This is a genomic window from Verrucosispora sp. WMMA2044 (assembly GCF_027497155.1).
Classification (GTDB): domain Bacteria; phylum Actinomycetota; class Actinomycetes; order Mycobacteriales; family Micromonosporaceae; genus Micromonospora; species Micromonospora palythoicola.
In genome coordinates this window covers 1645337-1669407 of the sequence record NZ_CP114913.1, presented here as the reverse complement: position 1 = coordinate 1669407, position 24071 = coordinate 1645337, and the positions used below count along the sequence as shown (strand labels likewise).

General features: G+C 70.3%; 23 protein-coding genes. 12 read left to right on the top strand and 11 right to left on the bottom strand.

The window, feature by feature from the left end; translation table 11 throughout:
- Window positions 1-12 precede the first annotated feature (12 nt).
- On the top strand, window positions 13-780 hold the full coding sequence (locus O3597_RS07630) for a helix-turn-helix transcriptional regulator (protein WP_281603641.1): 768 nt from the start codon (window positions 13-15) through the stop codon (window positions 778-780).
- Window positions 781-809: 29 nt separating this feature from the next.
- Here O3597_RS07630 and O3597_RS07625 read toward each other — a convergent pair whose 3' ends face one another.
- Window positions 810-1166, bottom strand: coding sequence for a VOC family protein (locus O3597_RS07625; RefSeq protein ID WP_164447970.1), 357 nt, complete (start codon window positions 1164-1166; stop codon window positions 810-812).
- Window positions 1167-1330: 164 nt separating this feature from the next.
- Window positions 1331-2218 (bottom strand): alpha/beta hydrolase, encoded by an 888-nt coding sequence (locus tag O3597_RS07620; protein WP_281603640.1) that lies wholly within the window; start codon window positions 2216-2218, stop codon window positions 1331-1333.
- A gap of 104 nt (window positions 2219-2322) precedes the next feature.
- Between O3597_RS07620 and O3597_RS07615 the strand changes: the two genes are divergently transcribed.
- Window positions 2323-2751, top strand: a complete 429-nt coding sequence (locus O3597_RS07615; RefSeq protein WP_281603639.1) for a helix-turn-helix domain-containing protein — start codon at window positions 2323-2325, stop codon at window positions 2749-2751.
- Between the two features lie 155 nt (window positions 2752-2906).
- On the opposite strand, the gene O3597_RS07610 is transcribed toward O3597_RS07615, so the two are convergent.
- Window positions 2907-3815: an alpha/beta fold hydrolase gene (locus O3597_RS07610; RefSeq protein ID WP_281603638.1), complete on the bottom strand. Its 909-nt coding sequence runs from the start codon at window positions 3813-3815 to the stop codon at window positions 2907-2909.
- 104 nt (window positions 3816-3919) lie between these two features.
- Here O3597_RS07610 and O3597_RS07605 point away from each other — a divergent pair, with 104 nt between their 5' ends.
- Window positions 3920-4438, top strand: a complete 519-nt coding sequence (locus tag O3597_RS07605; RefSeq protein WP_281603637.1) for a helix-turn-helix domain-containing protein — start codon at window positions 3920-3922, stop codon at window positions 4436-4438.
- Window positions 4439-4702: 264 nt separating this feature from the next.
- Here O3597_RS07605 and O3597_RS07600 read toward each other — a convergent pair whose 3' ends face one another.
- The 3 genes from O3597_RS07600 to O3597_RS07590 form a co-directional block, all read right to left on the bottom strand.
- A complete protein-coding gene (locus tag O3597_RS07600; RefSeq protein WP_281603636.1) occupies window positions 4703-5476 on the bottom strand; it encodes an alpha/beta hydrolase in 774 nt (257 codons plus the stop codon).
- 67 nt (window positions 5477-5543) lie between these two features.
- A complete protein-coding gene (locus O3597_RS07595; RefSeq protein WP_281603635.1) occupies window positions 5544-6113 on the bottom strand; it encodes a DJ-1/PfpI family protein in 570 nt (189 codons plus the stop codon).
- A gap of 82 nt (window positions 6114-6195) precedes the next feature.
- Window positions 6196-6939: a GntR family transcriptional regulator gene (locus O3597_RS07590; protein ID WP_281603634.1), complete on the bottom strand. Its 744-nt coding sequence runs from the start codon at window positions 6937-6939 to the stop codon at window positions 6196-6198.
- A gap of 269 nt (window positions 6940-7208) precedes the next feature.
- Between O3597_RS07590 and O3597_RS07585 the strand changes: the two genes are divergently transcribed.
- The 7 genes from O3597_RS07585 (at window position 7209) to O3597_RS07555 (ending at window position 15866) form a co-directional block, all read left to right on the top strand.
- A complete protein-coding gene (locus O3597_RS07585) occupies window positions 7209-8765 on the top strand; it encodes an extracellular solute-binding protein (protein ID WP_281603633.1) in 1557 nt (518 codons plus the stop codon).
- A gap of 47 nt (window positions 8766-8812) precedes the next feature.
- Complete coding sequence (locus O3597_RS07580; protein WP_281603632.1) at window positions 8813-9712, top strand: sugar ABC transporter permease; 900 nt, start codon at window positions 8813-8815, stop codon at window positions 9710-9712.
- Window positions 9712-10623 carry a carbohydrate ABC transporter permease gene (locus tag O3597_RS07575; RefSeq protein WP_164447978.1) on the top strand — a complete coding sequence of 304 codons (912 nt, stop codon included), beginning with the start codon at window positions 9712-9714 and terminating at the stop codon, window positions 10621-10623. The genes O3597_RS07580 and O3597_RS07575 overlap by 1 nt, the downstream gene beginning before the upstream one ends.
- On the top strand, window positions 10623-11690 hold the full coding sequence (locus tag O3597_RS07570; protein WP_281603631.1) for an ATP-binding cassette domain-containing protein: 1068 nt from the start codon (window positions 10623-10625) through the stop codon (window positions 11688-11690). Before O3597_RS07575 ends, O3597_RS07570 begins: the two co-directional genes overlap by 1 nt.
- Complete coding sequence (locus O3597_RS07565) at window positions 11690-12766, top strand: ABC transporter ATP-binding protein (protein ID WP_164447980.1); 1077 nt, start codon at window positions 11690-11692, stop codon at window positions 12764-12766. Before O3597_RS07570 ends, O3597_RS07565 begins: the two co-directional genes overlap by 1 nt.
- A gap of 274 nt (window positions 12767-13040) precedes the next feature.
- Window positions 13041-14501: an NAD-dependent succinate-semialdehyde dehydrogenase gene (locus O3597_RS07560; RefSeq protein ID WP_281603630.1), complete on the top strand. Its 1461-nt coding sequence runs from the start codon at window positions 13041-13043 to the stop codon at window positions 14499-14501.
- A gap of 138 nt (window positions 14502-14639) precedes the next feature.
- Complete coding sequence (locus O3597_RS07555; RefSeq protein WP_281603629.1) at window positions 14640-15866, top strand: iron-containing alcohol dehydrogenase; 1227 nt, start codon at window positions 14640-14642, stop codon at window positions 15864-15866.
- 24 nt (window positions 15867-15890) lie between these two features.
- On the opposite strand, the gene O3597_RS07550 is transcribed toward O3597_RS07555, so the two are convergent.
- Window positions 15891-17081, bottom strand: a complete 1191-nt coding sequence (locus O3597_RS07550; protein ID WP_281603628.1) for a hypothetical protein — start codon at window positions 17079-17081, stop codon at window positions 15891-15893.
- A gap of 211 nt (window positions 17082-17292) precedes the next feature.
- On the opposite strand from O3597_RS07550, the gene O3597_RS07545 reads away from it, so the two are divergent.
- Window positions 17293-18147 (top strand): DUF6745 domain-containing protein, encoded by an 855-nt coding sequence (locus O3597_RS07545; RefSeq protein ID WP_164447985.1) that lies wholly within the window; start codon window positions 17293-17295, stop codon window positions 18145-18147.
- Between the two features lie 219 nt (window positions 18148-18366).
- Here the strand turns inward: O3597_RS07545 and O3597_RS07540 are convergent, their stop codons facing one another.
- Window positions 18367-19248 carry a sigma-70 family RNA polymerase sigma factor gene (locus O3597_RS07540; protein ID WP_281603627.1) on the bottom strand — a complete coding sequence of 294 codons (882 nt, stop codon included), beginning with the start codon at window positions 19246-19248 and terminating at the stop codon, window positions 18367-18369.
- A gap of 69 nt (window positions 19249-19317) precedes the next feature.
- Here O3597_RS07540 and O3597_RS07535 point away from each other — a divergent pair, with 69 nt between their 5' ends.
- Entirely contained in the window at window positions 19318-20085 is a 768-nt protein-coding gene (locus O3597_RS07535) for an NAD(P)H-binding protein (RefSeq protein WP_164447987.1), read from the top strand.
- A 70-nt stretch (window positions 20086-20155) separates the two neighbouring features.
- Here O3597_RS07535 and O3597_RS07530 read toward each other — a convergent pair whose 3' ends face one another.
- From O3597_RS07530 to O3597_RS07520, 3 genes are all read right to left on the bottom strand, one after another.
- Window positions 20156-21376: a CorA family divalent cation transporter gene (locus tag O3597_RS07530; RefSeq protein ID WP_281603626.1), complete on the bottom strand. Its 1221-nt coding sequence runs from the start codon at window positions 21374-21376 to the stop codon at window positions 20156-20158.
- Complete coding sequence (locus O3597_RS07525; protein ID WP_164447989.1) at window positions 21373-22224, bottom strand: glycosyltransferase family 2 protein; 852 nt, start codon at window positions 22222-22224, stop codon at window positions 21373-21375. The genes O3597_RS07530 and O3597_RS07525 overlap by 4 nt, the downstream gene beginning before the upstream one ends.
- Window positions 22225-22394: 170 nt before the next feature.
- On the bottom strand, window positions 22395-24017 hold the full coding sequence (locus tag O3597_RS07520) for a bifunctional NAD(P)/FAD-dependent oxidoreductase/class I SAM-dependent methyltransferase (RefSeq protein WP_281603625.1): 1623 nt from the start codon (window positions 24015-24017) through the stop codon (window positions 22395-22397).
- Between the last annotated feature and the right edge of the window lie 54 nt (window positions 24018-24071).

Below are 24071 nucleotides of genomic sequence, written 5' to 3'. Positions count from 1 at the left end.
TGGGTACGCTCCATGATCGTGCACACGGTCGGGGAACTCCTACGACAGTGGCGGAAACGCCGGGGACTCAGCCAACTCGATCTCGCCATCGTCGCGGACGTCTCGGCCCGTCACGTCAGCCTGGTCGAGACCGGCAGATCCAGGCCGAGCGCCGACATGATCCTCCGGCTCGCGGATCAACTTCACGTGCCACTGCGCGACCGCAACCGGCTCCTGCTCGCCGGCGGCTTCGCACCCCGCTACACCGAGCGTCCACTCCACGACGACGCACTGTCGGCCGTCCACGACGCGATCAGCCGGGTGCTCCGCGCACACGAGCCGTATCCAGCGGTGGTGTTCGACCGCCGGTGGAACATCGTGATGACCAATCGCGCCGTCGAACCGTTCTTCGCACAGGTGGCTCCCGACCTGCTGCGGCCACCGGTCAACCTGGTACGGCTGGGACTGCACCCGCGCGGGCTCGCCCGCCTGGTCGTCAACCTGGCCGACGTGCGCGCGGTGTTCCGCGCACGGATCTCACGCCAGCTCGCCACGGCTCCCGACCCCGAACTCACCGCACTCTACGAAGAACTACTGGCACCCGAGGCCGACGACACGTCCGATCAACGGATCGACGCCGACGTGGTGATCCCGATGATCCTCAACGTGGCCGGACGAGAACTGCGGCTGTTCTCCACCATCACGACGTTCGGCACCCCGATGGACATCACCATCGACGAGGTCGCGGTCGAGTCCTACTACCCGGCGGACGCGGAGAGCGCCGCCTACTTCAGGAGGTAGCGCATGCCGCACACCGGGCACGCTACCCGTCAGCCGTAGTACTCGACCAGGCAGAACTCGTGGCCCTCCGGGTCGGCCATGACGACGACGACACCCTCCTCGTAGTCGTGCCGCTCACCGGTGGACCGGCCACCGAGCTTGACGACCTCCGTCATGGCCTCGTCGATATCGTCCACCGAGATGTCGAGGTGGATCCGCACCTTGCCGGCTTGAAGCTCAGGCACTGGCTGGAACACCAGCCGTGGCTGCGGGTCACCTCGTTCGCCCAGGTAGACCCAGCCCTCCTGCGACGAGCCGGGCTCGCGACCGAGGAGGGCGCTCCAGAATCCGGCGACCCGCTCGGGGTCGAGGCAGTCGATCGTCACACCGGACCAGACGTTCGCCATGCGCCGATCCTGACAGAGCACGTCCATCGAGGACGCGAGAGCGTCGCCCATGCTGCCGGGGTTCTTCGGCGGCCGCCTCTGGCCGCCGTACGGTCGTCGCTCCGCGTCACGGCGGTCGTGGCGGGCAGGCACCGTGGCTCCGGAGGTTCCGGCTTGCGCCGCGATCATGGATTCGCGGGCGTCGCGGCAGCGCCGCCGAGGTGGTGGTGCAGGAAGGTCGCGGCCGCTTCGGCAGCCTGACTGACGTACGGCTCCACGTCGTAGAGGTCGATGTGCTGCTTGGCGTCGAGCCAGCGAATCTCCTTCGGTCCGGTCGCGTCGGTGTAGAGCGCCTCGGCGAGTTCCGGTGCGCAGTAGGCGTCGGTCCGGCCATGCACGACCAGCAGCGGGGTGGCGGCGAGCAACGGCGCCGCGCCAAGTGCGTCGAAGGTCATCAGAGCGTGCAGCGAGCCGTAGGTGACCCGATTCTCCCAGTGCGCCGCCGCCGACCGCTCGGTGCCGTAGTAGGCGAACGGCTCGTCGCCGCCCATCGCCGCGAGTGCGCCGTCGGCCGCCACCGCCGGCAACTCGTCGTCGTAGCGCTCCACGAAGGAGCGCAGCGCCCGACGGTATCCGTCGAGGTCGCCGGCACTGAAGCGGACCGGGCTGTTGTACCCGCCGGCAATGCCCACGACCGCGCGGATCCTCGGGTCGGTGGCGGCCGCGCGGACCGCGTAGCCGCCGCCGAGACAGATCCCGACTGCGGCCACCCGAGCGGCGTCCACGGCCGGATGCGCGGCGAGCAGGCTCACCGCTGCGCGCAGGTCGGCGAGCTTGCCCTGGCTGTCCTCGTGGGCACGGCGCCCGCCGCTCTCGCCGAAGCCGCGGTGGTCGAAGGCGAGTGTGGTGAGACCGTGTTCGCGCAGCCGAGCGGCGTACGTGCCGACGACCTGCTCCTTGACGCCGGTGAACGGCCCGGTCAGTACGACGGCAGGTGCGCCGTCGGCGGCCACGGCGAGGCTGCCGACCAGCGTGAGACCGTCGGCGGTGAATGTGACACGCTCGGTGGTCATGCCGCCAGCGGGATACGTGTGGGTGCGGTACTCGGACGTGCGGTCGGACATGGCGGCGGTGTTCCCTTCGGGCGTCTACTGTTGACTCGACGCTAGGTCGCACGATGCTCGTCGAACAGAAGGCACTTCCCGGTGCCCTTCGCCGCACGGTCCGATACCCGGGGGTGCTCATGTCGCTGGTGGTTCCGGACGTGCTCGACGAGGGCTGCACGACGCGGCAGGCGATCGAGCGGCTCGCCTCGAAATGGCGGATCCTGATCATCTACGCGCTGCTCGCCGGTCCTCAACGGCACGCCGAGTTGCGTCGCCGCGTCGCGGGGATCACCCAGAAGGTCCTGACCGAAACGCTGCGCGAGATGGAGCGCGACGGGCTGGTGCAGCGACGGGTGCTCAGGGAGACACCGCCACAGCACGTCGAGTACACGTTGACCGCCCTCGGCAAGACCCTTCAGGAACCACTCGCCGCCATCTGCGCCTGGGCGACGGAGAACAATCCCGTCCGATCAGCTGCCGTGCCGCCGTCTGGGCAGTGACATCGGTCGGGGAAGTCGGGACGGTGCGAACGGGCCGGCCCTCGCTGGCCTGACTCGAAGACCACGTCCGGTAACAGCCGCCCGGCGCCTCTGGTCCCGGTTCCATCGGCTGGGCGTTACTGTGACGGTCGCCGGCATGGCGGCTCACCGGGCGCTCAGTTCGCGAGACGGATCCGGGCCCACGCCACGACGCGTCGGATGACCCAGTCGTCTATCGGCCTGCGGAGCTGACCTCGGTACCGCCACAGTCCTGGCGGTCCGCAGTCGCGACGTAGCAGGTGGGTGAGGTCGGTCGGCAGTTCACCATCGAACTGGCCGGTCACCAGCCGGCCGATTCGTGGGACGTCTGCCGGGTCGACCTGGACGTCCTTGCCGCCGGTGATCGCCAGCACCGGCCGGTCGATGGCGGCCAGGTCCGGCCGTGGGTCGTGGGCCAGGTACTCGCGTAGCCATCGGTCGGTGAGGCGCGAGCGGGGCATCCGGTCATGTCGGTCGGCGGTGGACCGGCGGATCCGGTCGCGCTCGCGGGCCTGGCGCCGTACCAGTACCGGGCCCAGCGGGCGTAGCAGCCGTGGCAGCGTGGCCGCGATCCGCTCGCTCTGCCAGGCCATCACCTGGTCACCGGGCTGTGCGGCACCGGCGAGTAGCACATAGCCGGCGGGCGGTCGAACTGCCCGTACGAGGTTGGCCGCCACCACCGCTCCGGTCGAGTGCCCGACGACGAAGACGCGCTCCGAGTCCACCGCGGGATGGGCGCGCAGCGCGGCGAGGGCGGCTGCGGCGTCGCGGCACTCGTCGTGGAAGCCAGCACCGAGATAGTCACCCTGCGAGGAACCCACGCCCCGTTTGTCGTAGCGCAGAACGACGCAGTCCTCGTCAGCCAGCGCCACCGCGAGTGCCGGGCCCAGCCCCAGCGCCAGCCCGGGCATGGCGGAGTCGCGGTCGATCGGCCCGGAACCGTTGACAAGTAACGCGGCGGGACGTCGGCCGTCCACGTCGGGCCGAGTGAGTGTGCCGGCCAGCAGCGCCCCCGCAGCTTCGATCTCGACGGTCTGCTTCCGCACCGATCCACCCTCTAACATTCTCATATCTGAGAATCAGAGGGCTCAAGCTAACATTCTTGATTGTGATAATCAACGCCCAGCCCGCGAGATCCAACGCCCGAATCGTGGAGACCGTGCTGCATCCGGGCCGGCTGCGCATCGTGCACGCGCTCATGGACCGCGAGCTGACCGCACGCCAGCTGAGCGCCGAACTCAGCGACATCCCGCAAGCATCGCTCTACCGACACGTCGGGCGTCTGGTGGACGCGGGGGTGCTACGGGTTACCCGCGAGGAGCGGGTCCGCGGCGGCACGCAACGCACCTACACGGTGGTGGAGTCCGCGGTCACCCTCGGCCCCCGCGACCTCGACGCCGCATCTTCCGCCGACCATCAGCGCTACTTCGCCGCGTTCGTCGGCGCCCTGGTCGCCGGGTTCGAGCAGTACCTGCGAACCACCGACGCCGACCCCACCCGCGACGGCGTGGCGTACCAGCAGATTCCGGTCTGGATCACTCCTGCCGAATCGCGCCAGCTCGCCGCCGCGATCACCGATCTTGTGCAACCTCTGCGGATGCGGACACACGGACGGCGACGCCGCCGGGCAACCTTCGCAATGGTCCTGCACCCCGACCCGGCCACGTAGCGGATACCCGCTCATGGCCGGGCGGCGATCCTGCCGCCGCGCTGACCGCCGCGTGAGGGCGATGGCCCGATTGCCGCCGAGCGCTCTACTGCGGTGACCCGGTCTACCGGCCGGGCCCCTGGGACGAGGTGACCTGCTCAGCCACGGGTCGCCGATCCCCCGGAGGAGGTCGGGTCGCCACAGCACCACGACCGGAAGGACCGAGGACTCATCGCACCGATGCGCGCGGTGGCAAGGCACCGCCATCTGACCTGCCGTAGCTGTTCAGTGCCGGCGGTCCTGGCGCAGGAAGCCCGACAGCAGGTCCCTGAACTCGTGCGGATGCTCGATCGCCGGCACGTGCCCGCACCGGCCGAACACGTGCAGCCGGACATCGGCCAGGTGCCCCAGGAGGGGCCGGGCTGCCGTCTCGAGGGGGGTGATCCGGTCCTCGGCGCCGTGCACGAGCAGCACGGGCGCGCGGACCGCTGCCAGCGCCTGCGTCGAGAGGGTGAGTTCGTCGACCCATCGTGCCCTCGGTGGAGGGAACAACGACGCGTACGCGGTCGCCCCGGCTCGCATCGCGGCTGCGCGGGCATCGACGGCCGAGTCGGTCACCAGCGCCTGGTCGTGGACGAGGCGACTCAGCATGTCCCGTGCTCCGAGGGCGGTGGCGGGGGCGGCCCAGATCGCATCGAGCCCGGCCGACAGCGGCGCCCCGGGGGCGCCCATCGTCGAGACCGCCACGACCCGGGTGACCTGCTGGGGTCTCGCGGCCGCCAACGCCAGCGCTACGGCACCGCCCATGGAGTGACCCACCACGGCGTAGCGGTCGATACCGAGGGCATCCATCAGGCCCGCAGCCTGCTCCGACCACAACCGCAGCCCACCGCGGGAACCCGTCGGGACCGGCGTCCGACCGAACCCCGCCTGGTCAGGAGCCACCGAGTGCCAGGACGTGCCGAGCGCCTCGGCCGTCGGTGCCCAGGCTCCGGTCCCGGTCGTGCCGGGTCCGGAGCCGTGCAGCATCAGTACCGCGGGCCCGGTGCCGCCTTCCATGACGTGGACGGGCGAGCCGTCCACTGTGACGGTGCGAAGCGTCGTCACCGGGGCGGGCCAGGTGTGCTCATGCCGACCCGGAGCTGACGGACTTCGAGAAGAGCTCCATCATGGCCCTGCCGAACTGCGGCATGTCCGGCCAGCCTCGGCAGGAGACGAGGTTGCCGTCCACCACGTCGGGAGCGTCGATGACCGTCCCGCCCGCGTTCTCCATGTCTCCGGTGATGGGTGGGAAGCACGCCGTCTTCCGGCCCTTCAGCAGCCCGTACACCGCCGGCACCTGCGCGCCGTGGCATACCAGCGCGATGGGGAGGTTGCGCGCGAAGAAGTGCTCGGTGATGCGCCGGACGTCGGCGTCGACCCGGATCCACTCGGGGGCACGTCCCCCGGGGATGATGAGGGCGTCGTAGCGCTCGACGTCGACCTCGGCCCAGGGCACGTCGACCGGCAACTTCCGGCCGTTCTTCTCCACGTAGGCGTCGGAGTTCGGGTCGAACTCGTGGATGACCAGTTGCACGTCACGCCTCGTCCGTGACGAGACGTCGACGTCCCAGCCGCCCTCCTGCACGCGGTAGTAGGGATACATGGTGTCGAGTTCCTCGGCGGCGTCGCCGGTCAGGAGCAGCGCTCTGGGCACCTGCTTCTCCTCACGTCCGGGGGCGGGTGAGTAGATCCAATCCGATCCGATTCAGTTAGCATTCCCCGGCCCGGCCCGCCCGTCAAGCCTCCAGCGCCACCGCGTCGGCGTCCTTGGCCTCGTCGAACAATCGCCGGAAACGCTCGCCGGACCGCAGGATGTGCCGGCGCATCGCGTACGCGGCGGCGTCGGGGTCACGCGCGGCGATCGCTGCCACGATGTCCTCGTGCTCGGCCATGGCCAGGTGGGTGACCTGGGTGTCGTGGTGCAGCCGGAAGAGGTGCACATGGCTGTGCAGGCGCGCCAGCGCCTCCCGGATGACCTGGTTCTCCGCGCTCAGGGCGACGAGATCGTGAAAGGCGGCGTCACGTAGGCCGAAGGCGCCGTAGGCCGTGGGCCCGCTGCCCCCCTCCAGCTCCGCCATCTCCTCCAGCATCGCCCGCAGACCGGCCACCTGGGCCAGGGACGCGCGTTCGGCCGACCGGCGCGCCGCTGCCGGCTCCAGGAGCAGGCGGACCTCCAGCATGTCCTCGAAGCGGCGACGGGTGATCTGCGGAGGTATGCGGTAGCCGGCGTGGGGCACCCGCACGACCAGGCCCTCGGCCTCCATGCGGTTCAGGGCGTCCCGGATCGGCGTCTGCGAGACCCCCAGCTCGCGCGCCAGAACGTCGATCGTGACGCGGGAGCCAGGCTCGATCCGGAGCGACATCAGCTGTCCGAGCAGCGTGTCGTACACCTCGTCGGCGAGCCGGCCGCCAGATCTTCCCGACGACGTTCCGCCCGCCACCGTCCGACGGCCCCGCGCGATCATTCCTTTGTCGTCCATCGTGACGTGAGGCCCTTCTTTGCGTCTTCCGGAACCTGTTGACATCAGTCACAACTCTGCGACATGCTGACGCCCCAGCCGGATCGTATAGGAAAAGTGGCGAACCACCGCCATCCCCCACCGTCGCGGAGCCACCCCGCGATCGCGCTACCCCGATCACCTGGAGCTCCCATGAGCGTGCTCGACGTCCTGCTCGGTCCGCCTCCGGGCCGCTGCTGGACCGGAGGGCCGCTCGACGGCACGAAGATCCAGTACATCACGACGTACTCGTGACGCCGGTTCGCGGGTCGGTCCCGCGACAGCCCGCCAACCCGCCGGAAAGAACCCAGCAACTGCTCGGCGAAACACAGGGCGAGGTTCCAGAAGCTCTCATCCGGAAAGCAGGCGAGAAGATGCGCTATCAACAGCGAATAGGACGACTATCCGTTCCCGGTCGGAAGGTGCAGCTGGCGACGGCGGCCATGCTGCTGGTGGCCACGACCATGGTGGCCTGCGGCGATGGCCAGGACGACGGCGGCCAGGCGAGCGCCCCCAAGGCACCGGCGACCATCCCGGAGCTCACCAACGACCCGCTGACCCTCAGCTTCATCTGGTTCGACTGGCCGCCCGCCCAGGCACTGGAGGCCTTCGCGAACGCGGAGTACAAGAAGGAACGGCCGAACGCGACGATCAAGGTCAACACCGTGCCGAACGCGAACTGGCACGACGCGATGTTCACCCAGTTCGCCGCCCGCAAGACCGACTTCGACATCGCGATCCTGGACTCGCAGCACATCGGCGAGGCCGTGACGAACGGCAACATCCTCGACATCACCGACTTCGTCAAGAGCAACATCGACGTCGCGGCCTACAACCCGTACCTCCTGGCGGCGTACGGCCAGTTCCCCCAGGCGGAGACCGGCAAGCGCGACGAGAACGCCAGCCTGTACGGGCTGCCGCTGCTCGGCGACACCTGGACGATGATCTATCGCAAGGACCTGATCGGCGACCAGCCACCGCAGACCTGGGATGAGATGATCTCAGTCGCCGAGAAGTGCCAGGCGGACCACCCCGGCGTCAGCGGGCTGGCTTTCCACCAGGCCAACGGCTCCGACGCCGCGGCCGTCACCTACAACACGGTGAACGGCGTCTACGGCGGCAACCTCTGGGACCCCAAGACACGCAAGATCGAGGGTGTCCTCAACGACGCCGCCGGCCAGGAGGCGATGGACGTCCTGGTCAACCGGATGAAGCCACTGACCGCCACGGGATCCGGCAACTGGTTCATCGACGAGGTGAACGCGGCGGTCGCCCAGGGCAAGGCGTGCATCGCGTTCAACTGGATCGCGGCGAGCGGCGGCCTGCTCGATCCGAAGCAGTCGACGCTCGGCTCCACCCGGGAGCAGATTCTCGACAAGCTGGGTTTTGCCACCCTGCCGAGCCAGAAGGCCAACCTGGTCCCGCTCGGCGGCATGGGGATGCACGTGTCGGCCTACTCCCCCGAGGCGAACCAGGTTGAGGCCCTGAACTTCATGAAGTGGTTCCAGCGGGCCGACATCCAGAAGAAGTGGGCCGCGGCCGGTGGTGTGCCGTCGCGTACGGACGCCCTGCAGTCGCCCGAGTTCCTCAATGCCGGTCCGTTCAACCAGGTGTACGCCGACTCGGTGCCGCGGATGCGGGACATGTGGAACGTGCCGGAGTACGCCCGCCTCGTCGACATCGAGAACACCAACGTGAACGCGGCGCTCAACGGCGCGAAGGCGCCGAAGGACGCGCTCGACGACATCGCCAAGGAGCAGCAGGCCGTGCTCGACTCCAGCAGCCGCAGGGGCGGCGGCGGACTGTGAGTGACGCCGTACCTGTGACGACCGACCAGCCCGGGCAGGTGGCGTCCGTGACGCCACCTGCACCGGGTCGGTCCCGCCGGCTGAGCGACCGCTGGCTCGCCGTGGCCTTCATCTCCCCGGCGCTGCTGCTGTTGCTCGCGATGTCGGTGTTCCCGCTGCTGTGGGCGTTGTACCTGTCCTTCACCGACTACTCGGCCACCCGGGGCGGGCCCGCCCGTTCCGTCGGGTTCGGGAACTACACCGCCATCCTGACATCGGCGCAGGTCCACCAGCGGGCCCTGACGACGTTGGTCTACGTGGTCGGCGCGGTCACCCTGCAGACCGTGCTCGGTTTCGGCATCGCCTACCTGATCTCACGGCGCACGCACGGGCGAGGGGTGCTGACCACTCTGTTCCTGGTACCGATGATGCTGTCGCCGGTGGTGGTCGGGCTGTTCTGGCGATTCATGCTCGACGCGCAGTTCGGCGTGATCAACAGCATGCTCGGCTCGCTCGGCCTGGGACCGGTGGAGTGGCTCACCCGACAGCGGACCGCGTTGATCTCCCTGATCGTGGTCGACACCTGGCAATGGACACCGTTCATCATGCTCATCGCGCTCGCCGGCCTCACCGCCGTGCCCAAGTACCTGTACGAGGCCGCCTCGATCGACCGGGCGTCCGAATGGTTCCGGTTCCGCACCATCACTCTTCCGCTGGTGTGGCCGCTGCTGCTCATCGCCGTGCTGTTCCGGGCCATCGAGGCCTTCCGCCTGTTCGACCTCGTCTACATCCTCACCAACGGCGGCCCGGGGGTCTCCACCGAGACGTTGTCGTTCCACGTCTACAAGGTGGCGTTCCTGGGCTTCAACACCGGGACCGCCTCGGCGTACGGGATCCTCATGGTCCTCGTCGTCATCGTTCTCACGCAGCTCTACCTGCGCTACCTGAACAAGCTCAAGGAGGGCTGATGGCCGTCTCCGTCGACGAGGCCGTGTCCACAGGTCCCGCCCGGGACCGCACGCCTCCCGCGCGCCGCCTCGGCGGCCGGGGCCGCTCCGCGCTGGAGGTCGCGCTGCTGACCGTCCTGGCCGTCGTGATGCTCTTCCCCGTGCTGTGGATGATCGAGACGTCCATCAAGGAGAACCGGGACGTCTACGCCGTACCGGCTCAGTTCTTCGGCTTCACGGTCACCATGGATCACTTCAAGGACGTGTTCGTCGGCCCAGACGGGGGTCGCTCGGCCCTGTCCGTCGCGTTCCTCAACTCCGCCGTGGTCGCCGGAGTCTCCACGGTGCTGGCCACCGTGCTGGGAGTCCCGGCGGCCTGGGCCTACTCCCGCCTCGCCGTGAAGGCCAGGAAGGACCAGCTGTTCTTCATCCTGTCCACCCGCTTCATGCCGCCCGTCGTGGTCGTGATCCCGATCTTCCTCATGTACCGCCAGGTCGGACTCATCGACAGCAAGCTCGGCTTGATCCTCATCTACACCGCGTTCAACGTCCCGTTCACGATCTGGATGATGAAGGGGTTCGTCGACGAGGTGCCCGCGGAGTACGAGGACGCCGCCATGCTCGACGGCTACACCCGTCTACAGGCGTTCTGGCGATTCACCCTCCCCCTGCTCGTACCCGGCATCGCCGCGACGGCGGTCTTCGCGCTCATCTTCTCGTGGAACGAGTTCGTGTTCGCCATCTTCCTCACCTCCAGCGACAGCGTGCGGACAGCGCCACCAGCCATCGCCGGCCTCATCGGTGGCACCACCACGGACTGGGGTCTCGTGGCCGCCGCGTCCGTGGTGTTCGCCCTGCCGGTGCTCGTCTTCGCCTACCTGGTACGCAAGCACCTCGTCGCCGGTGTGACGCTCGGGGCGGTGCGACGCTGATGGCGGGCATCGAGGTGACCGCCCTGCACAAGCGCTACCCGGACGGGACGGTCGCGGTTGATCACGTGGACCTGTCCATCGACGACGGTGAGCTGTTCGTGATGCTCGGCCCGTCGGGTTGCGGCAAGACGACCACCCTGCGGGCCATCGCCGGCCTGGAGCGGCAGACGACGGGCGACATCCGCGTCGGCGACACCCTGGTCAACGACCTGCTGCCCGCCGAGCGCGACATCGCCATGGTGTTCCAGTTCTACGCCCTCTACCCGCATCTGAGGACCCGCGACAACCTGGCGTTCCCACTGCGGGCCGAGGGGCTGCCGAAGGCGGAGGTACGCGAGCGGGTCGCCGAGGCCGCCCGGTTGATGCGGCTCGATTCGCTGCTCGACCGGCGACCACGCCAGTTGTCCGGCGGGGAGCAGCAACGCGTCGCATTGGCTCGCGCCCTGGTGCGACGACCGCGCGCGTTCCTCATGGACGAGCCGCTCACCAATCTGGACGCGGAGCTGCGGGCGGACATGCGTACGGAGATCAAGCACCTGCAGGGGGAACTGGGGACGACGATGGTCTACGTCACCCACGACCAGGTCGAGGCGATGTCGCTCGGGCACCGGATCGCGATCCTCAACAAGGGCCGCGTCGAGCAGATCGGGACGCCGCTGGAGGTCTACAACCGTCCGGCGAGTCTGTTCTGCGCCGCGTTCATCGGCTCCCCGCCGATGAACCTGATCGAGGTGGAGGTGGCCGACGGGAAGCTGCGCAGCCAGGGCGGACTGGTCCTCACGCCACCGCCCGGGCTGCCACGCGACCGTCGCCTGGTCGCCGGCGTCCGGCCGGAGGCGTTGGAGGTCACCGAACCGGGGGCGCAACGTTCCGTCCCGGCCCGGGTGGTCTCGGCGGAGTGGCTGGGCGACGAAATCATCTACGCGATCGACCACAGCGGCCAACGCGACGTACGGGTACGGATGCCACCGACGGTCCGGTTCGCCGCTGACGCGCCGGTCGGGCTGCGGCACACCGGCGGCACCCCGACGGTCTACGACGTGCACACGGAAGAACTGGTGGCCTGATGGGAACCGTGGCAGCGCACGGGCTGTGCAAGTCCTTCGGCAAGGTCCAGGCCCTGGACGGGGTGACGCTGGACGTCCCGGACGGCTCGTTCTTCGTCGTGCTCGGGCCCTCCGGGGCGGGCAAGACGACGACCCTGCGGGCGATCGCCGGCCTTGAGAAGCTCGACGCCGGGTCGGTGCATCTGGACGGCCGGGATGCGACCGGTGACGCCCCGGCCGACCGCGACCTGGCCATGGTCTTCCAGAACTACGCCCTCTACCCGCGACACACGGCGTACGAGAACATCGCGTCGCCGCTGCGGGCGCGCCGCTGTTCGTCGAGTGAGATTGCCGCCGCCGTCGAGCGGATGTCGAGGCTGCTGCACATCGACCGACTGCTGCAACGTCGTCCCGCGCAGTTGTCGGGCGGTGAGATGCAGCGGGTCGCCCTGGCTCGGGCACTGGTCCGTAGCCCGCGCGCGTTTCTCATGGACGAGCCGCTGACAAACCTCGATCTCAAGCTCCGCGTCGAGATGCGCACCGAGCTCACCCGCATCCACCGCAGCCTCGGAGCGACCTTCGTCTACGTGACGAACGACCAGGTGGAGGCGCTGTCCATGGCCGACCAGGTGGCGGTCCTCAAGGAGGGGAAGGTGCAACAGGTCGGCACGCCGACCGAGGTGTACGAGCGTCCCGCCAACCAGTGGGTCGCCGGCTTCGTCGGGAGCCCGCCGATCAGCCTGCTCGCCTGCCACGCGGAGGGAGATCGTCTGGTCGGTGCGCAGGGCTGGACGCTGCCGCGGCCGCGCTGGACCACCGCCGAGGACGGTCGTGCGCTGCTGCTCGGTGTGCGCGCGGAGGACCTGTCCGTCGAGCAGCGTGGGAACGCGTCGTTGTCCGGGCAGCTCTACGGCCTCGAGCCGCTCGGTGACCGAACGGTGGTCGACGTCCAGGTGGGATCGGAGATCCTCAAGGTCAAGGCTCGACCCACCGTCACCGGAACGCCGGGCGAACGGGTGCAGGTCACCGTCGACCTGGACCGTGCGCACCTGTTCGACGCGGACACCGGGCTGTCGCTGTCCGAGGCCGGGCGGTAACCGCCCCGGGCAGCGACGGCACCATGCGCCCGTACCCGGCGATCGGACCCCGGCGGACCGTCACCACTGCGCGCGGCCCGACGGCGCGCAGACCGCCGTGGCCCGGAAAGGCGACCGGTGACGCGCGGCGTCGACCGGCAGACCAGACCACCGCCACATCCGACCCGCTCGGCGACCTCGCCCCCGGCGCGGGCGGGTGACCCGTCCGGCTACCCGCACCGCGCGGTCGTCGAGGCAGCCGGACATCACCAGGAAGATCAGAGGAGGCGGCGCAATGAGTGACCCGATGGACGTCCTGGCTCCCGAACATCGACGGCTCCGGATCGGCGACGTCTGGCGAGACGCCGCGAGTGGAGCCACCTTCGCCGTCGAGGACCCCGCCACCGGCACGACCATCGCCGAGGTGGCGGATGCCGACGTCGTGGACGGGCTCGCGGCTCTGGACGCGGCGAGCGCGGCGATGGGGCGGTGGGCGGCGACTCCGCCGCGGAGACGGTCGGAGTTGTTGACGGCGACGCACCGGGCCCTGACCGAGCGGACCGAGGAGATAGCCCGGTTGATAACGCTCGAGATGGGCAAGCCGCTCGCCGAGGCTCGGGCGGAGGTGGCGTACGGCGCCGAGTTCTTCCGCTGGTTCGCCGAGGAGGCGGTACGCGTCGAAGGGCGCTACAGCACCGCTCCCGGAGGCGGGTACCGCATCCTCACCGTGCCGAAGCCGGTCGGCCCGTGCGTCTTCGTGACGCCCTGGAACTTCCCACTGGCCATGGGCGCCCGCAAGATCGCCCCCGCGTTGGCCGCCGGCTGCACGACGATCACCAAACCAGCAGGTCAGACGCCACTCACCATGCTGCTCCTGGCCCGAATCATGGAGGAGGTGGGCGTTCCCCCGGGCGTCGTCAACGTGGTGACCACCAAGCGTTCCGGTGCCGTGGTCTCCGCACTGCTGGCCGACAGCCGCACCCGAAAGCTGTCGTTCACCGGGTCGACCGAGGTCGGGCGAGTGCTGCTCCGACAGGCTGCGGACAACGTGCTGCGCACCTCCATGGAGCTGGGCGGCAACGCGGCCCTGATCGTGTGTGCCGACGCGGACCTGGATGTCGCGGTCGACGGCGCCATGGTGGCCAAGATGCGCAACATCGGGGAGTCCTGCATCGCGGCCAACCGGATCTACGTCGAGGAACCGGTGCGCGAGGAGTTCACGGCGCGTTTCGCCGAGCGGATGGGCGCGCTCTCGGTGGGTCACGGTCTCGACGACGGCGTGGACGTCGGCGCACTGATCGACGAGGCGTCGGTCGCCACCATCGACGGGCTGGTCGCCGACGCGGTCGATCGCGGCGCCCGGGTCCTGGTCGGTGGCAAGCGTCCGGACGGGCCCGGTCACTTCTACCCGCCCACCGTCCTGGTCGACGTGCCCGAGGACGCGCGGATGCTCAGCGCGGAGATCTTCGGCCCGGTCGCGCCGATCATCTCGTTCACCTCCGACGACGACGTGCTGGCGAAGGCCAACGACACCGAGCACGGCCTGGTCGGATACGTCTTCACCCGCGACCTTGCGCGGGCGCTCCGGTTCGCCGAAGGGCTGGAGACGGGGATGATCGGCATCAACCGTGGTCTGATATCGGACCCGTCAGCTCCGTTCGGCGGCGTGAAGCAGTCCGGGATCGGCAAGGAGGGGTCACACGAGGGCATCCTCGAGTACCTCGACGTCACCTACGCGGCGATCGACCTACCGTGACCGGCCTGCCGCCGTGGACGTACGCCGGGCATCCCCACGCCCTGCGCACGTCCGACCTCGCCGACGCCGTCCCGGTCTCGCAGGTGACCTGGACGTCCGCACAGCACATCACCGCCGACGTTCCGGAGAGGCACCGACATGCTTGAGACCGTCCGCGGACCACGCCAGCTGATAGTGGGCGAAGGGGTCGCACAGAACATCCCACGGGTGGTGGCCGAGACCGGCTCGCGCGTCCTCGTCGTGACCGACCGGGTGCTGCTGGGGCAGCCGGGTGTGGCCGAGATCGTCGCCGCCGTGCGGAAGAAGGTCGAGGTCGTCGAGGTGTTCTCCGACGCGACTCCGGACGTGCCACTGGCCGATGTCGCCCTGGCCGTCGCGGTCGCCGCCGAGGTGGACGCCGACGTGATCCTCGCCGTCGGCGGTGGCACGGTGATCGATCTCGCCAAGGTCGTCGGCGTCATCCGACGCCACGGTGGGACCCCGCGCGACTTCTACGGCGAGTCGAAGGTGCCGGGGCGGACGATTCCGCTCGTCGCGGTCCCGACGACGTCAGGCACCGGCTCCGAACTCACCCCGGTCTCGGTGCTGACCGACCCGGACCGCGAGCTGAAGGTGGGTATCTCCAGCGTCCACATCGTGCCCGACTTCGCCATCGTCGACCCCGAACTCACGTACACCTGCCCGCCGACCGTAACCGCCCACTCCGGCATCGACGCGCTCTGTCACGCCGTGGAGAGCTACACCGCGCGACCCCGGCCGCACGGACCGCGCGACCCGGTGGAGCAGGTGTTCCTCGGCCGCAACCCGATCACCGACCACTACGCCCTCCTGGCGGCGGAACGGATCGCCCGTAGCCTGCCTCGGGCTGTCCGCGACGGCGGCGACACGGACGCGCGCGCCGACATGTCCTACGGGTCCATGCTCGCCGGGCTCGCCTTCTCCCACGCCGGCAACGCGGCCCCGCACGCCCTTCAGTACCCCATCGGCGCGGCCACGCACACGCCGCACGGCCTGGGCGTCGGGCTGCTGCTGCCCTACGCGCTGGACGCGGCCAGGGACGCCATCGCCGACCGATTGGCCATCCTCGCCGGAGTGTGCGGGCTTGACGTGGCCGACGCCTCGGACGCCGAGGCCGCGGATGCGTTCCTCACCTGGCTCGACGGGCTCCTCGCCGACATCGGCATCCCACCCACCTTGGCGGACATCGGCGTGGCCCGCGCCGACCTCCCCCGCTTCGCGGAGATGGCCAGTGGCGTCACCCGCCTGATCCAGAACCACCCGGGCCCGACCGACACCGCCAGCCTGACCGCGATCCTCGAAGCGGCCTGGACCGGGGATCGGACCCGACACGTCCTGAAACAGTGACTCACCCCGGATGCCGGACTGCGGTCAACCCGCCGACCAGGCGACAGTGAGGTTGTTCCGCTTGCCAGCCCAGAAGAAGACGTACGTGGTCTGGTCGGCGGTCGAAGGGCTGTCGATCACCACGCTGTCGCCGGTGTCCCGTCCTCCGGCGGACTGGACGCTGGTCCCACGGATCGGCGTCCAGGTCTGCCCGGTGCCGCCCTGCCAGATCGGGCCGACCGCGTCGAGTTGGGCCACGTGAACTCGGGGTACCGCCGGTCCGACCCGATTTTCCCGGACGGCGACCACCCCGACCGGGTCCACCCACTGGGTGCCGGTCACCACCCCCTGCGGCGTCCATCCGCCGGTGTCGCCGTACAGGTCGAAGGCGAACACCTGGGCACCGTAGGCGGTGTAGGCGGCGACGTGGCTGGTGCGGGTCCTGGGGTCCGGGAGGTCGACCACCCCGAGACCGTGCGGCCAGGCCACCGTCGGCACCGGCCGGCCGTGGTTGGTCCACCGCCAGGCGCTACCGTCCCAGCCGTGCCGCCACAGGTCGCCACGGACGTCCAGCAGGAACGCCTGCGGATGCTCCGGTCCGCCCGGCGAAGGCTGGCGCACCGTCACACCGACGCGTGCGTAGTACGGGTTGACCACCGCACCGGGCGGCGTGCCCCGGTCGTCCCAGTGCCAGTCGCGGCCGGTCCACCAGGTGAGCCACAGTTTCCCGTCCGCACCGGTGACGAAGACGTACGGCCGGCCGGCGAGGCCCTGACCGTCGTGGACGGCGACCGCTCCGACGGCGGCCACGATGTCACCGCCGGGTGGGGTGCCCAGGTCGGTCCACACCCAGTCGACGCCGACCAGCGAACACACCCACAGGTGCCCGTCGGTGCCCCGGACGAAGACGTACGGCCGCTCCGCCTGCCCGTTCAGTGGCTGCCCGACGACCACGCCGATGGGCAACTCGGCGGCGACCCGACCCGACGGCGGGCCCGTCTTCGCCCACTGCCACCGCCCGTCGTACCGGTAGGTCATGAATATCTCGCCGGCGAGGATGCTGAACAGGTACGGCACCCGGGTATCTGCCTGGTCGGTCTGGACGGCGACGGCCCCGACGGCGACCCCGGCAGGGGCGCCCGGGACCGGGTTGCCGAGTTCCAGGATCTGCCAGTCAGTCTGGGCCGCCCGGGCCGGCGCCACCGCGCCGGACAGCGCCAGAGCCGTCAGCAGCACGCCGGTGACACACCCTGCCATCCACCGCGATTCCGAACGCCGAGCCATGACCATCCGACTCCCACCCGCCCCGCGTCAGTCCACTTCGGAACAGCTTGCGTCGACGGTCTCACACGTCTCCCCGGTCAGCCAGACCGGTTGCGCATAGCGACCCGATCGGCCATCATCTAGCGATGATCTCCAACCGGAAGGGCGGACACGCCCTGGCGCGTTGACCGCGCCCACGCGGCACGACGAGGCCGCGACCCTCTCCCCGACCTCCCGCGAACTGTGGCGGCAGGCCGAAGTGATCCGGCAGGAGTGGCTGGGGTACGCCCTCTCCACCGAACCCGCCGACCGACCCACCACGCAACAGTGCCTCACGGCGATCTACGCCCGGGCCGGTCGCCGCGAGCCCCGGTTCGCCTGGGTGGACTCCCCCGCCGCGGCCGTGCCGCTGATCCAGCGGCTGCCCACTCTCGACCAACTCCTCCAGTGGGTCCGCGACCCCGTCCCGGCCGGCCCACCGACTCCGGCCAGCGACGTCGCGACCGTGGCGTCCCGGCTGAGGGCAGCGCTCAGCGACGGCGTCCGGCACACCGACCCTGAACTGTCGCCCGTCCGCCGGGGCAGAGCGCGCGAACCCTGGCCGGACCTGCCGCCGCAGGATGCCCTCGACCGGCAGGTACCACTCGGCGTCGTGCTGCACCGAGGCGTCCGCAACGCCCTGCACCGCAGCCTGGTACCCGGCTTCACGCAACCGGTCCGCGCGGGGCTGCCCGGTGGCGACCGACAGACCCCGGTCTGCTGGTACGGCCAGCAGGACGCATTCTGGGTCGGCTACTACGACACGCTGCACCGGCTCGGGCTGGCCGCGTACCCCGCCGAGGTGAGCGACCAGCTGCGGACCTGGACCGAGCTGGCGCGATCCGGCGGCTGGTGGTGGCCCGGCTCGACCGTCTGCGTCGTGGTGGAGCGGCCGGCAGTGATCCACACCGAACCGGTGCCCGGCTCGTGGTACGACGAGGTCCGGCTCCGGCCGGACGGTGTCGAGTACCGCGACGGCTGGCGACCACCGCCGTGCTGACCGACGGCTGAACACCGCCACGAGGACGGGGCAGGCTTGGCGGGCGGCCGTTGCGGCAGCCAACGACGCCGCAACGCGGGAGGGCCGGGAACACGAGCCGGTCGTCGCCCGCCAAGCCGCTCACGTCCGCCATTGCCGGCATGGCCGGCACACGTCGGCCATCCGCGTGCAGACCGCCAGCCGTCCGGTCCAGGCGCGCTTCGCTGCGGCAGCGTCGAGTCATCCGGCCAGGGCGATGGTGAACGTGCGGAGACGATCGCGGTCGGCGGTGATCTGAACGGTGGTGATGGCCGGGCCCAGGAAGCCGAACTGGATCACCAGCGACAGTTGGCCGAGTGGGGCCATGACCAGAGCCGGGCTTCCATCGACCAGGGCCAGGGCGGTGTGGCGTGCCCGGGGCGTCGCCGCCACGGCGCTCTTCGCCACGGCCAGGGCGCCGTGGAGAGTCAGGGGCTTCCCGGTCCCGGTGACCGTCGCGTCCGCGCGGAGTTCGATCTCGGGGTCCAGCAGGGTCAGCAGCGCCGCGAAGTCCCCCACCCGCGTCGCCGCGAGGTACGCCTCGACCGCCGCACGTCGACGGTCCCGATCCGCCGTCCGCACCTGCCTGCCGCGCACCTTGACACGAGCTCGGCTGGCGAGCTGTCTGACGGCGGTGACGCTGCGCTGCATCGTGTGCGCGATATCGCTGAAGGCCACATCGAACATGTCGTGCAGGACAAACGCGATCCGCTCCGCGGGGGTGAGACGGTCGAGCACCACCAGCATCGCCAGACCGACCGATTCGGCCCACTCGACCTCTTCCTGCGGGATCCGGTTCTCGTCGACCGCTGTCAACCAGTCGGCGGTGTGACCGTCCAGCGGCTGCTCACGCCGGGCCTGCCGGGCCCGCAGCAGGTTGAGGCATACGCGGCTGAGCACGGTCGTCAGCCAGGCCGCCACGTTCTTCACCTCGGACATGTCGGTGCGGTCGTAGCGCAGCCACACTTCCTGGACCGCGTCGTCCGCCTCGGCACTGGAGCCGAGCATCCGACAGGCCTGCGCCCGTAGCCGGGGCCGCTCCGCCTCGAACCGGTCGAGCAGCGAGGCGCCCTGGACCGTCATGTCACGTCTGCTGGCCGGTTCGGGTCGTAGCCGTGTCACATTCCAAACCTACAAGAGGGAGATCGACAGATGTCCTCCACAACTCTGGTCACCGGCGGTACCGGTCTGCTGGGTTCGCAGGTCGTACCGCTGCTTCGGGATGCCGGGCAGACGGTCCGAACCCTCAGCCGTCACCACCGGCAGCCGGTCGAGGGCGTGCAGCACGCGGCCGTCGATCTGTTGGCCACGCACGATGTCGACCACGCTCTCGACCGGGTACGCATCGTGCTCCACCTCGCCGGAGGACCCAAGGGTGACGACGTCAGCACCGGTAACCTGGTCCGGGCCGCCCGGCGGGCGGGCACCGTGGAACACCTGATACTCATCTCGGTCATCGGCGCGGACGCCGTCCCGATCGGCTACTTCGCCCGCAAGGCGCAGGCGGAGCGGATCGTGGCCACCTCCGGCATCTCGCACACGATCCTGCGCGCCGCGCAGTTTCACGACCTGGCGCTGCGAACAGTCCGAGCCATGGCAAGGTTGCCGGTCCTGCTCGCGCCCACCGGAGTCCGCTGGCAGCCGGTCGCCTCCGCCGAAGTGGCATCGCGGCTCGCTGAGTTGACTCTGGGGAACCCAACTGGCCGGGTGACCGACCTGGCCGGACCACACACGTACACCCTGGAGGAACTCCAACGTAGCTATCTGGCCACCGTCGGCAAGCGCCGAATCCGCCTTCCGATCCATGTCCCCGGCAAGCTGGGAAGGGCCTACCGATCCGGCGCCAACCTCGCGGCGGAAGCATCGGCCGGCATCGAAACCTGGGAACAGTTCCTCGCCGCCCGGACCACCCCGAGGTGAATGCTCGCGTCGGAGCAGGTGGCGGCCCGTTGCGGGCCGCCACCTGGCCCGGCGACCCGTACCGCGCCGCTCAGCTCCGGGGACGGCGGGATCGGGCCCGCACCACCAGGGTCAGGCAGACGCTGATCAGTCCGGCGAGGACCGAACCGAGCAGCATGAACCAGAGACCCTCCCGCGCGTCGGCGCCCGGCAGGCCCTTCACGTTCGCCCCGTAGAACGCGGCGATCAGGCCGGGTGCCACGAAAACGGCCGCCAGGATTCCCACGATGGCCTGGAAGGCGCCGTCCCGGTCGGCCCGCTCCTGGGCCAACCGGAACTGCTGGCCCGAGGTGGCGTTGGCGACGAGGTCGAACGACTGCCGGACCGCCCGGCGCTGCGCCTGCGACTGGGACAGGAACCGCTCACACTTCTCCCTGACCAGGTCGCGGACGTCGGCGGGAATGCCAGGCTGGATCTCGATCCGGCGGACCAGGGTACGCATGGCGTCCCGGTTGAGCGCGGTGCCGTGACCGAGCAGGGCGAGATGGCGCTGCAGGCGGTGGAAGTCCGGCCCGACGAACAGGCCGCCGTCGCCGGCCGCCTGCGCCAGGAAGTAGTTTTCCCAGGTCTCCAACTCCAGGTCGACCATGTCGACGGACCACTCGATGTGCCGCACCACCGCGCGCAGGATGCGGGCCATCCGCTCCGCGCCGCCGCCGTCCGACGGCCGACCCTCGAACCGCCGGTCGGGCAGCCCCCACGTCCGGTACTTCGAGCCCTCGCCACCGGTCCGTCCGGTCCAGACGACCACGCACCAGCGCGGCGCCCAGATGATCCGGGCGTGCCGGTGATGGGCCACCGGATCGGCAGCGGCGTCGTCCTGCCGCCAGTTCACCGACGGCACCAGCACGTCGAACCAGGCGGCGCCCTCGCCGGCCAGGGCCGGCGGGACGGGCGGGACCCACTCGGCATGCCAGGGCATCGGGTCGTCGCGCAGCCCGTCGGCGAGCGCGGCCAGTTCGTCCACCGCCCCGGCCGGAAGCAGGTCGGCGAGGAGCAGCCGCAACCCGGCGCTGGCCCCGGCCCCGGACTCGCCGACCTCCAGGTCCCAGCCGTCCGCGCCAGCGGCGACCATCGCGGCCAGGTCGACGCCGTCACTGATCCAGCCGGCCCCGAGCATCTCGTGCTGGAAGGTGTCCGCGTCGGGGATCGTACGGTTGCGTCGTTCGATCTCGGCTCGGGCGCCGGTGACCAGCCTCAGATCCTGGTCGTTTCGGCTGACCCGCAGTTCGCAGCTGGCCGGTGCGCTCATCCGGCGGTGACCTGACCGGCGATCTCGGCCTGCCATTCCGGCGTCGTGAACGTGCTGATCTCCTCGGGCGAGGGCAAGGGCGTCTCCAGCTTCCGCAACTCGTCGGGATCGTCGCCGCGCAGCGTCCGCAGCGCGACCAGCCGGGCATGAGTCCACCGCCGGTAGCTCTCCCGGTTGGCCTCGAACCGGGCGGTCCGCACGGTCTGGTCCCGGTGCTGCCGGTAGAGATGGACCGGGTGCGGCACGTACCACCCCGGCGCGAACGTCGAGATGGCCAGCAGGACGTCCTGGTCCTCCATCTGGGTACCAGCCGGCCACCCACCGGCGGCGAGCAACCAGGTGCGGTCGAACATCACCGCGCCCGGATGGAAGAACAGGTTCTTGTGGTGCCGCCAGATCTCCTCCAGGCGCCCGGGTGGCACCGGACCCGGCTGGTACGGCCGGCGGGTGAAGCGGGTCAGCCGCTTGCCGTCCGGGAAGACGTCGACGCTCTCACCGAAGACGAACCTCACCTCCGGGCGGGTCCGCAACGGCTCGGAGAGCAGCGCGAGCGTGTCCGGGAAGAACTCGTCGTCGGCGTCGAGCGGCGCCACCCAGCGCCCGGTCGAGCGCAGCAGGGCCCGGTTCCGCGCCGCGCTGACGCCGAGTCGGTCCCCGTTGGCGGCAACCCGGATCCGGCCGTCGCCGGCCGCCGCCGGGAAGTCCACCTCGACCGGCCGCTCGAGGGTGCCGTCGATCTGGATCAGCCACTCCCAGTCCGGGCCGCCGTCCTGCCGGAGCAGGGACTCGTGGGCCTGGGCGAGCAGGTCAACGTGAGCCGGCAGAACAGGCGTGATGACGCTGATCATTCCTTGATCCTAGGTGCGGTGTCCACGAACGGTCCGGCCCACGTGAGCGCCGCTGATCTTGTGCGAGGTAGATTGACGCGGCTGGTCACGGCGCGTCAACCGGATCTGCGCCGTCGCATTCGTCGTGCTCGGACTACGACTGGCCGCCGGCTGACCCCTGCGGCGTGGCCTCACCGCTCCTTGCGATGGTCGAGCCGGACGGCGCGCAGCACGACGTCGTTGACGTGGTGGGTGCTGATCGCTCCCGGCGGACGCGGCCGGCTCTCGTTCACGGCGACGCGCCAGTCGCCCGAGGCCGTGAGCGCGGCGGCGATCTCGTCGATGCCGACGTACGCCTGCGGGTCGTACATGCGGGTCTGCTCGGCGGGGTCCGCCGGCTGCTCGAGCCAGGTCAGATCGTGACCGACGACGAGCAGCGTCCCACCGACCGCCACGGCGTCGAGCAGGTTGCGCAGTCCACGCTGCTCGGGGGTGCGCTGGAACGAACCGTACTGCAGGGAGACCAGGTCGTAGGTCTCGTCCGCGAAGGCGGCCCGGTCGTTGGCGTCGCGGTGCAGCGTACGCACGTCGAGCCCGCGACGCTCCGCTTCGGCCCGGATGCGGTCCAGTGCCCTGCCGGAGACGTCGGAGGCGGTCACCTGCCAGCCTCGTTCGGCCAGCCAGATCGCGTCGGCACCCTCACCGGCGCCGACGTCGAGCGCCCGGCCGGGGGGCAGGTCCGTCGCCTCCGCCACGAGCGTGCCGTTCGGGTTGGCGCTCCACATGCGTTCCTGATCCCCGTACCGGCTGTCCCACTCGATCTCGACGCCGGAGGGGCGGAGGCCCGCCGTGGTGTCCTCGGCAGCGAGGCTGAAGGCGATCTGGGCACCGACCCAGCTGCCGTTCGCGGCGGCCGGCAGGACCTGGGCGCTCGGGTCCGTCAGGTTCCCGGCGGCGAACACGCCCGGCACGCTGGTACGTCCGGTGGAGTCGACCGCGACGAGGTCACCGAGTCCGCTGGGGTGAGCCGTGATGTCGATGCCCAGCCCGGCAAGCATCTCGACCCGGGGGCGGAACCGGGCACCGGCTAGGACCGCGTCGGCTGGCAGGCTGCGGCCGTCGGCAAGCTCGACGACGAGTGACCCGTCCGGGTCGGCGTCGGCCACCCGGCGCACCGCGCCCTCGACCACCGCAACCCCGGAGGCGACGAGGGTCCGCACCACGGCCGGGTCGATCCCCGTCGCGTCATGCAGCACCACGGTCAACCGGTCGGTCAGGTGCCGCATCAGCTGGGTCGGGTGCAGTCCCATCGGCGTCGTGACGATCTGCACGACCCGCAGGTCGCGGACCTCCCAGCCATGGCAGAACGGACAGTTGATCACCTGGCGGCCCCAACGCTCGGCGAGGCACTCGATGTCGGGAAGCTCGTCGGCGATGCCGGTCGCGGCCAGTATCCGGCGGGCGACGAGACCGTGGCCGCCCGAGAGGGCGAGGTGGAACCCGTCGTCCTCCTTGCGCACCGCCAGGACACGGCCGGTGAGGACGTTGCCACCATAGCTACGGACCTCTTCGCGCCCGATGGCCCGCATCGCCTCGGGCGGGGTGCCCTCGCGTCCGAGGTAGCCGTGCATGTGCGCGGCCGGCGCGTTCCGCGGGGTGGCGTCGTCGACGACGATGACCGAGCGTCGCTGACGGGCGAGTTGCAGCGCAGCCGCCAGACCGGCCGCCGAGCCGCCGATGACGGCAACGTCGCACCGGCGGACGACGCGCTGGTGGGGTGGGTGGTCGGAGGCTTCGTGAGCGTGGTTCGTCATGCGTCAAGCGTAGGAACACCTGGCGAAGACTGAAAGACGGTTTGCGGAATTCGC

Excerpts from the sequence above, each read along its gene's own strand:
- O3597_RS07620 (WP_281603640.1), bottom strand. The coding sequence starts at position 2,218 with ATGACCACCGAGCGTGTCACATTCACCGCCGACGGTCTCACGCTGGTC.
- O3597_RS07540 (WP_281603627.1), bottom strand. The coding sequence starts at position 19,248 with ATGACGGTCCAGGGCGCCTCGCTGCTCGACCGGTTCGAGGCGGAGCGG.
- O3597_RS07560 (WP_281603630.1), top strand. The coding sequence starts at position 13,041 with ATGAGTGACCCGATGGACGTCCTGGCTCCCGAACATCGACGGCTCCGG.
- O3597_RS07555 (WP_281603629.1), top strand. The coding sequence starts at position 14,640 with ATGCTTGAGACCGTCCGCGGACCACGCCAGCTGATAGTGGGCGAAGGG.
- O3597_RS07600 (WP_281603636.1), bottom strand. The coding sequence starts at position 5,476 with ATGGAAGGCGGCACCGGGCCCGCGGTACTGATGCTGCACGGCTCCGGA.
- O3597_RS07590 (WP_281603634.1), bottom strand. The coding sequence starts at position 6,939 with ATGGACGACAAAGGAATGATCGCGCGGGGCCGTCGGACGGTGGCGGGC.
- O3597_RS07615 (WP_281603639.1), top strand. The coding sequence starts at position 2,323 with ATGCTCGTCGAACAGAAGGCACTTCCCGGTGCCCTTCGCCGCACGGTC.
- O3597_RS07570 (WP_281603631.1), top strand. The coding sequence starts at position 10,623 with ATGGCGGGCATCGAGGTGACCGCCCTGCACAAGCGCTACCCGGACGGG.
- O3597_RS07630 (WP_281603641.1), top strand. The coding sequence starts at position 13 with ATGATCGTGCACACGGTCGGGGAACTCCTACGACAGTGGCGGAAACGC.
- O3597_RS07520 (WP_281603625.1), bottom strand. The coding sequence starts at position 24,017 with ATGACGAACCACGCTCACGAAGCCTCCGACCACCCACCCCACCAGCGC.
- O3597_RS07530 (WP_281603626.1), bottom strand. The coding sequence starts at position 21,376 with ATGAGCGCACCGGCCAGCTGCGAACTGCGGGTCAGCCGAAACGACCAG.
- O3597_RS07535 (WP_164447987.1), top strand. The coding sequence starts at position 19,318 with ATGTCCTCCACAACTCTGGTCACCGGCGGTACCGGTCTGCTGGGTTCG.
- O3597_RS07565 (WP_164447980.1), top strand. The coding sequence starts at position 11,690 with ATGGGAACCGTGGCAGCGCACGGGCTGTGCAAGTCCTTCGGCAAGGTC.
- O3597_RS07525 (WP_164447989.1), bottom strand. The coding sequence starts at position 22,224 with ATGATCAGCGTCATCACGCCTGTTCTGCCGGCTCACGTTGACCTGCTC.
- O3597_RS07625 (WP_164447970.1), bottom strand. The coding sequence starts at position 1,166 with ATGGCGAACGTCTGGTCCGGTGTGACGATCGACTGCCTCGACCCCGAG.
- O3597_RS07575 (WP_164447978.1), top strand. The coding sequence starts at position 9,712 with ATGGCCGTCTCCGTCGACGAGGCCGTGTCCACAGGTCCCGCCCGGGAC.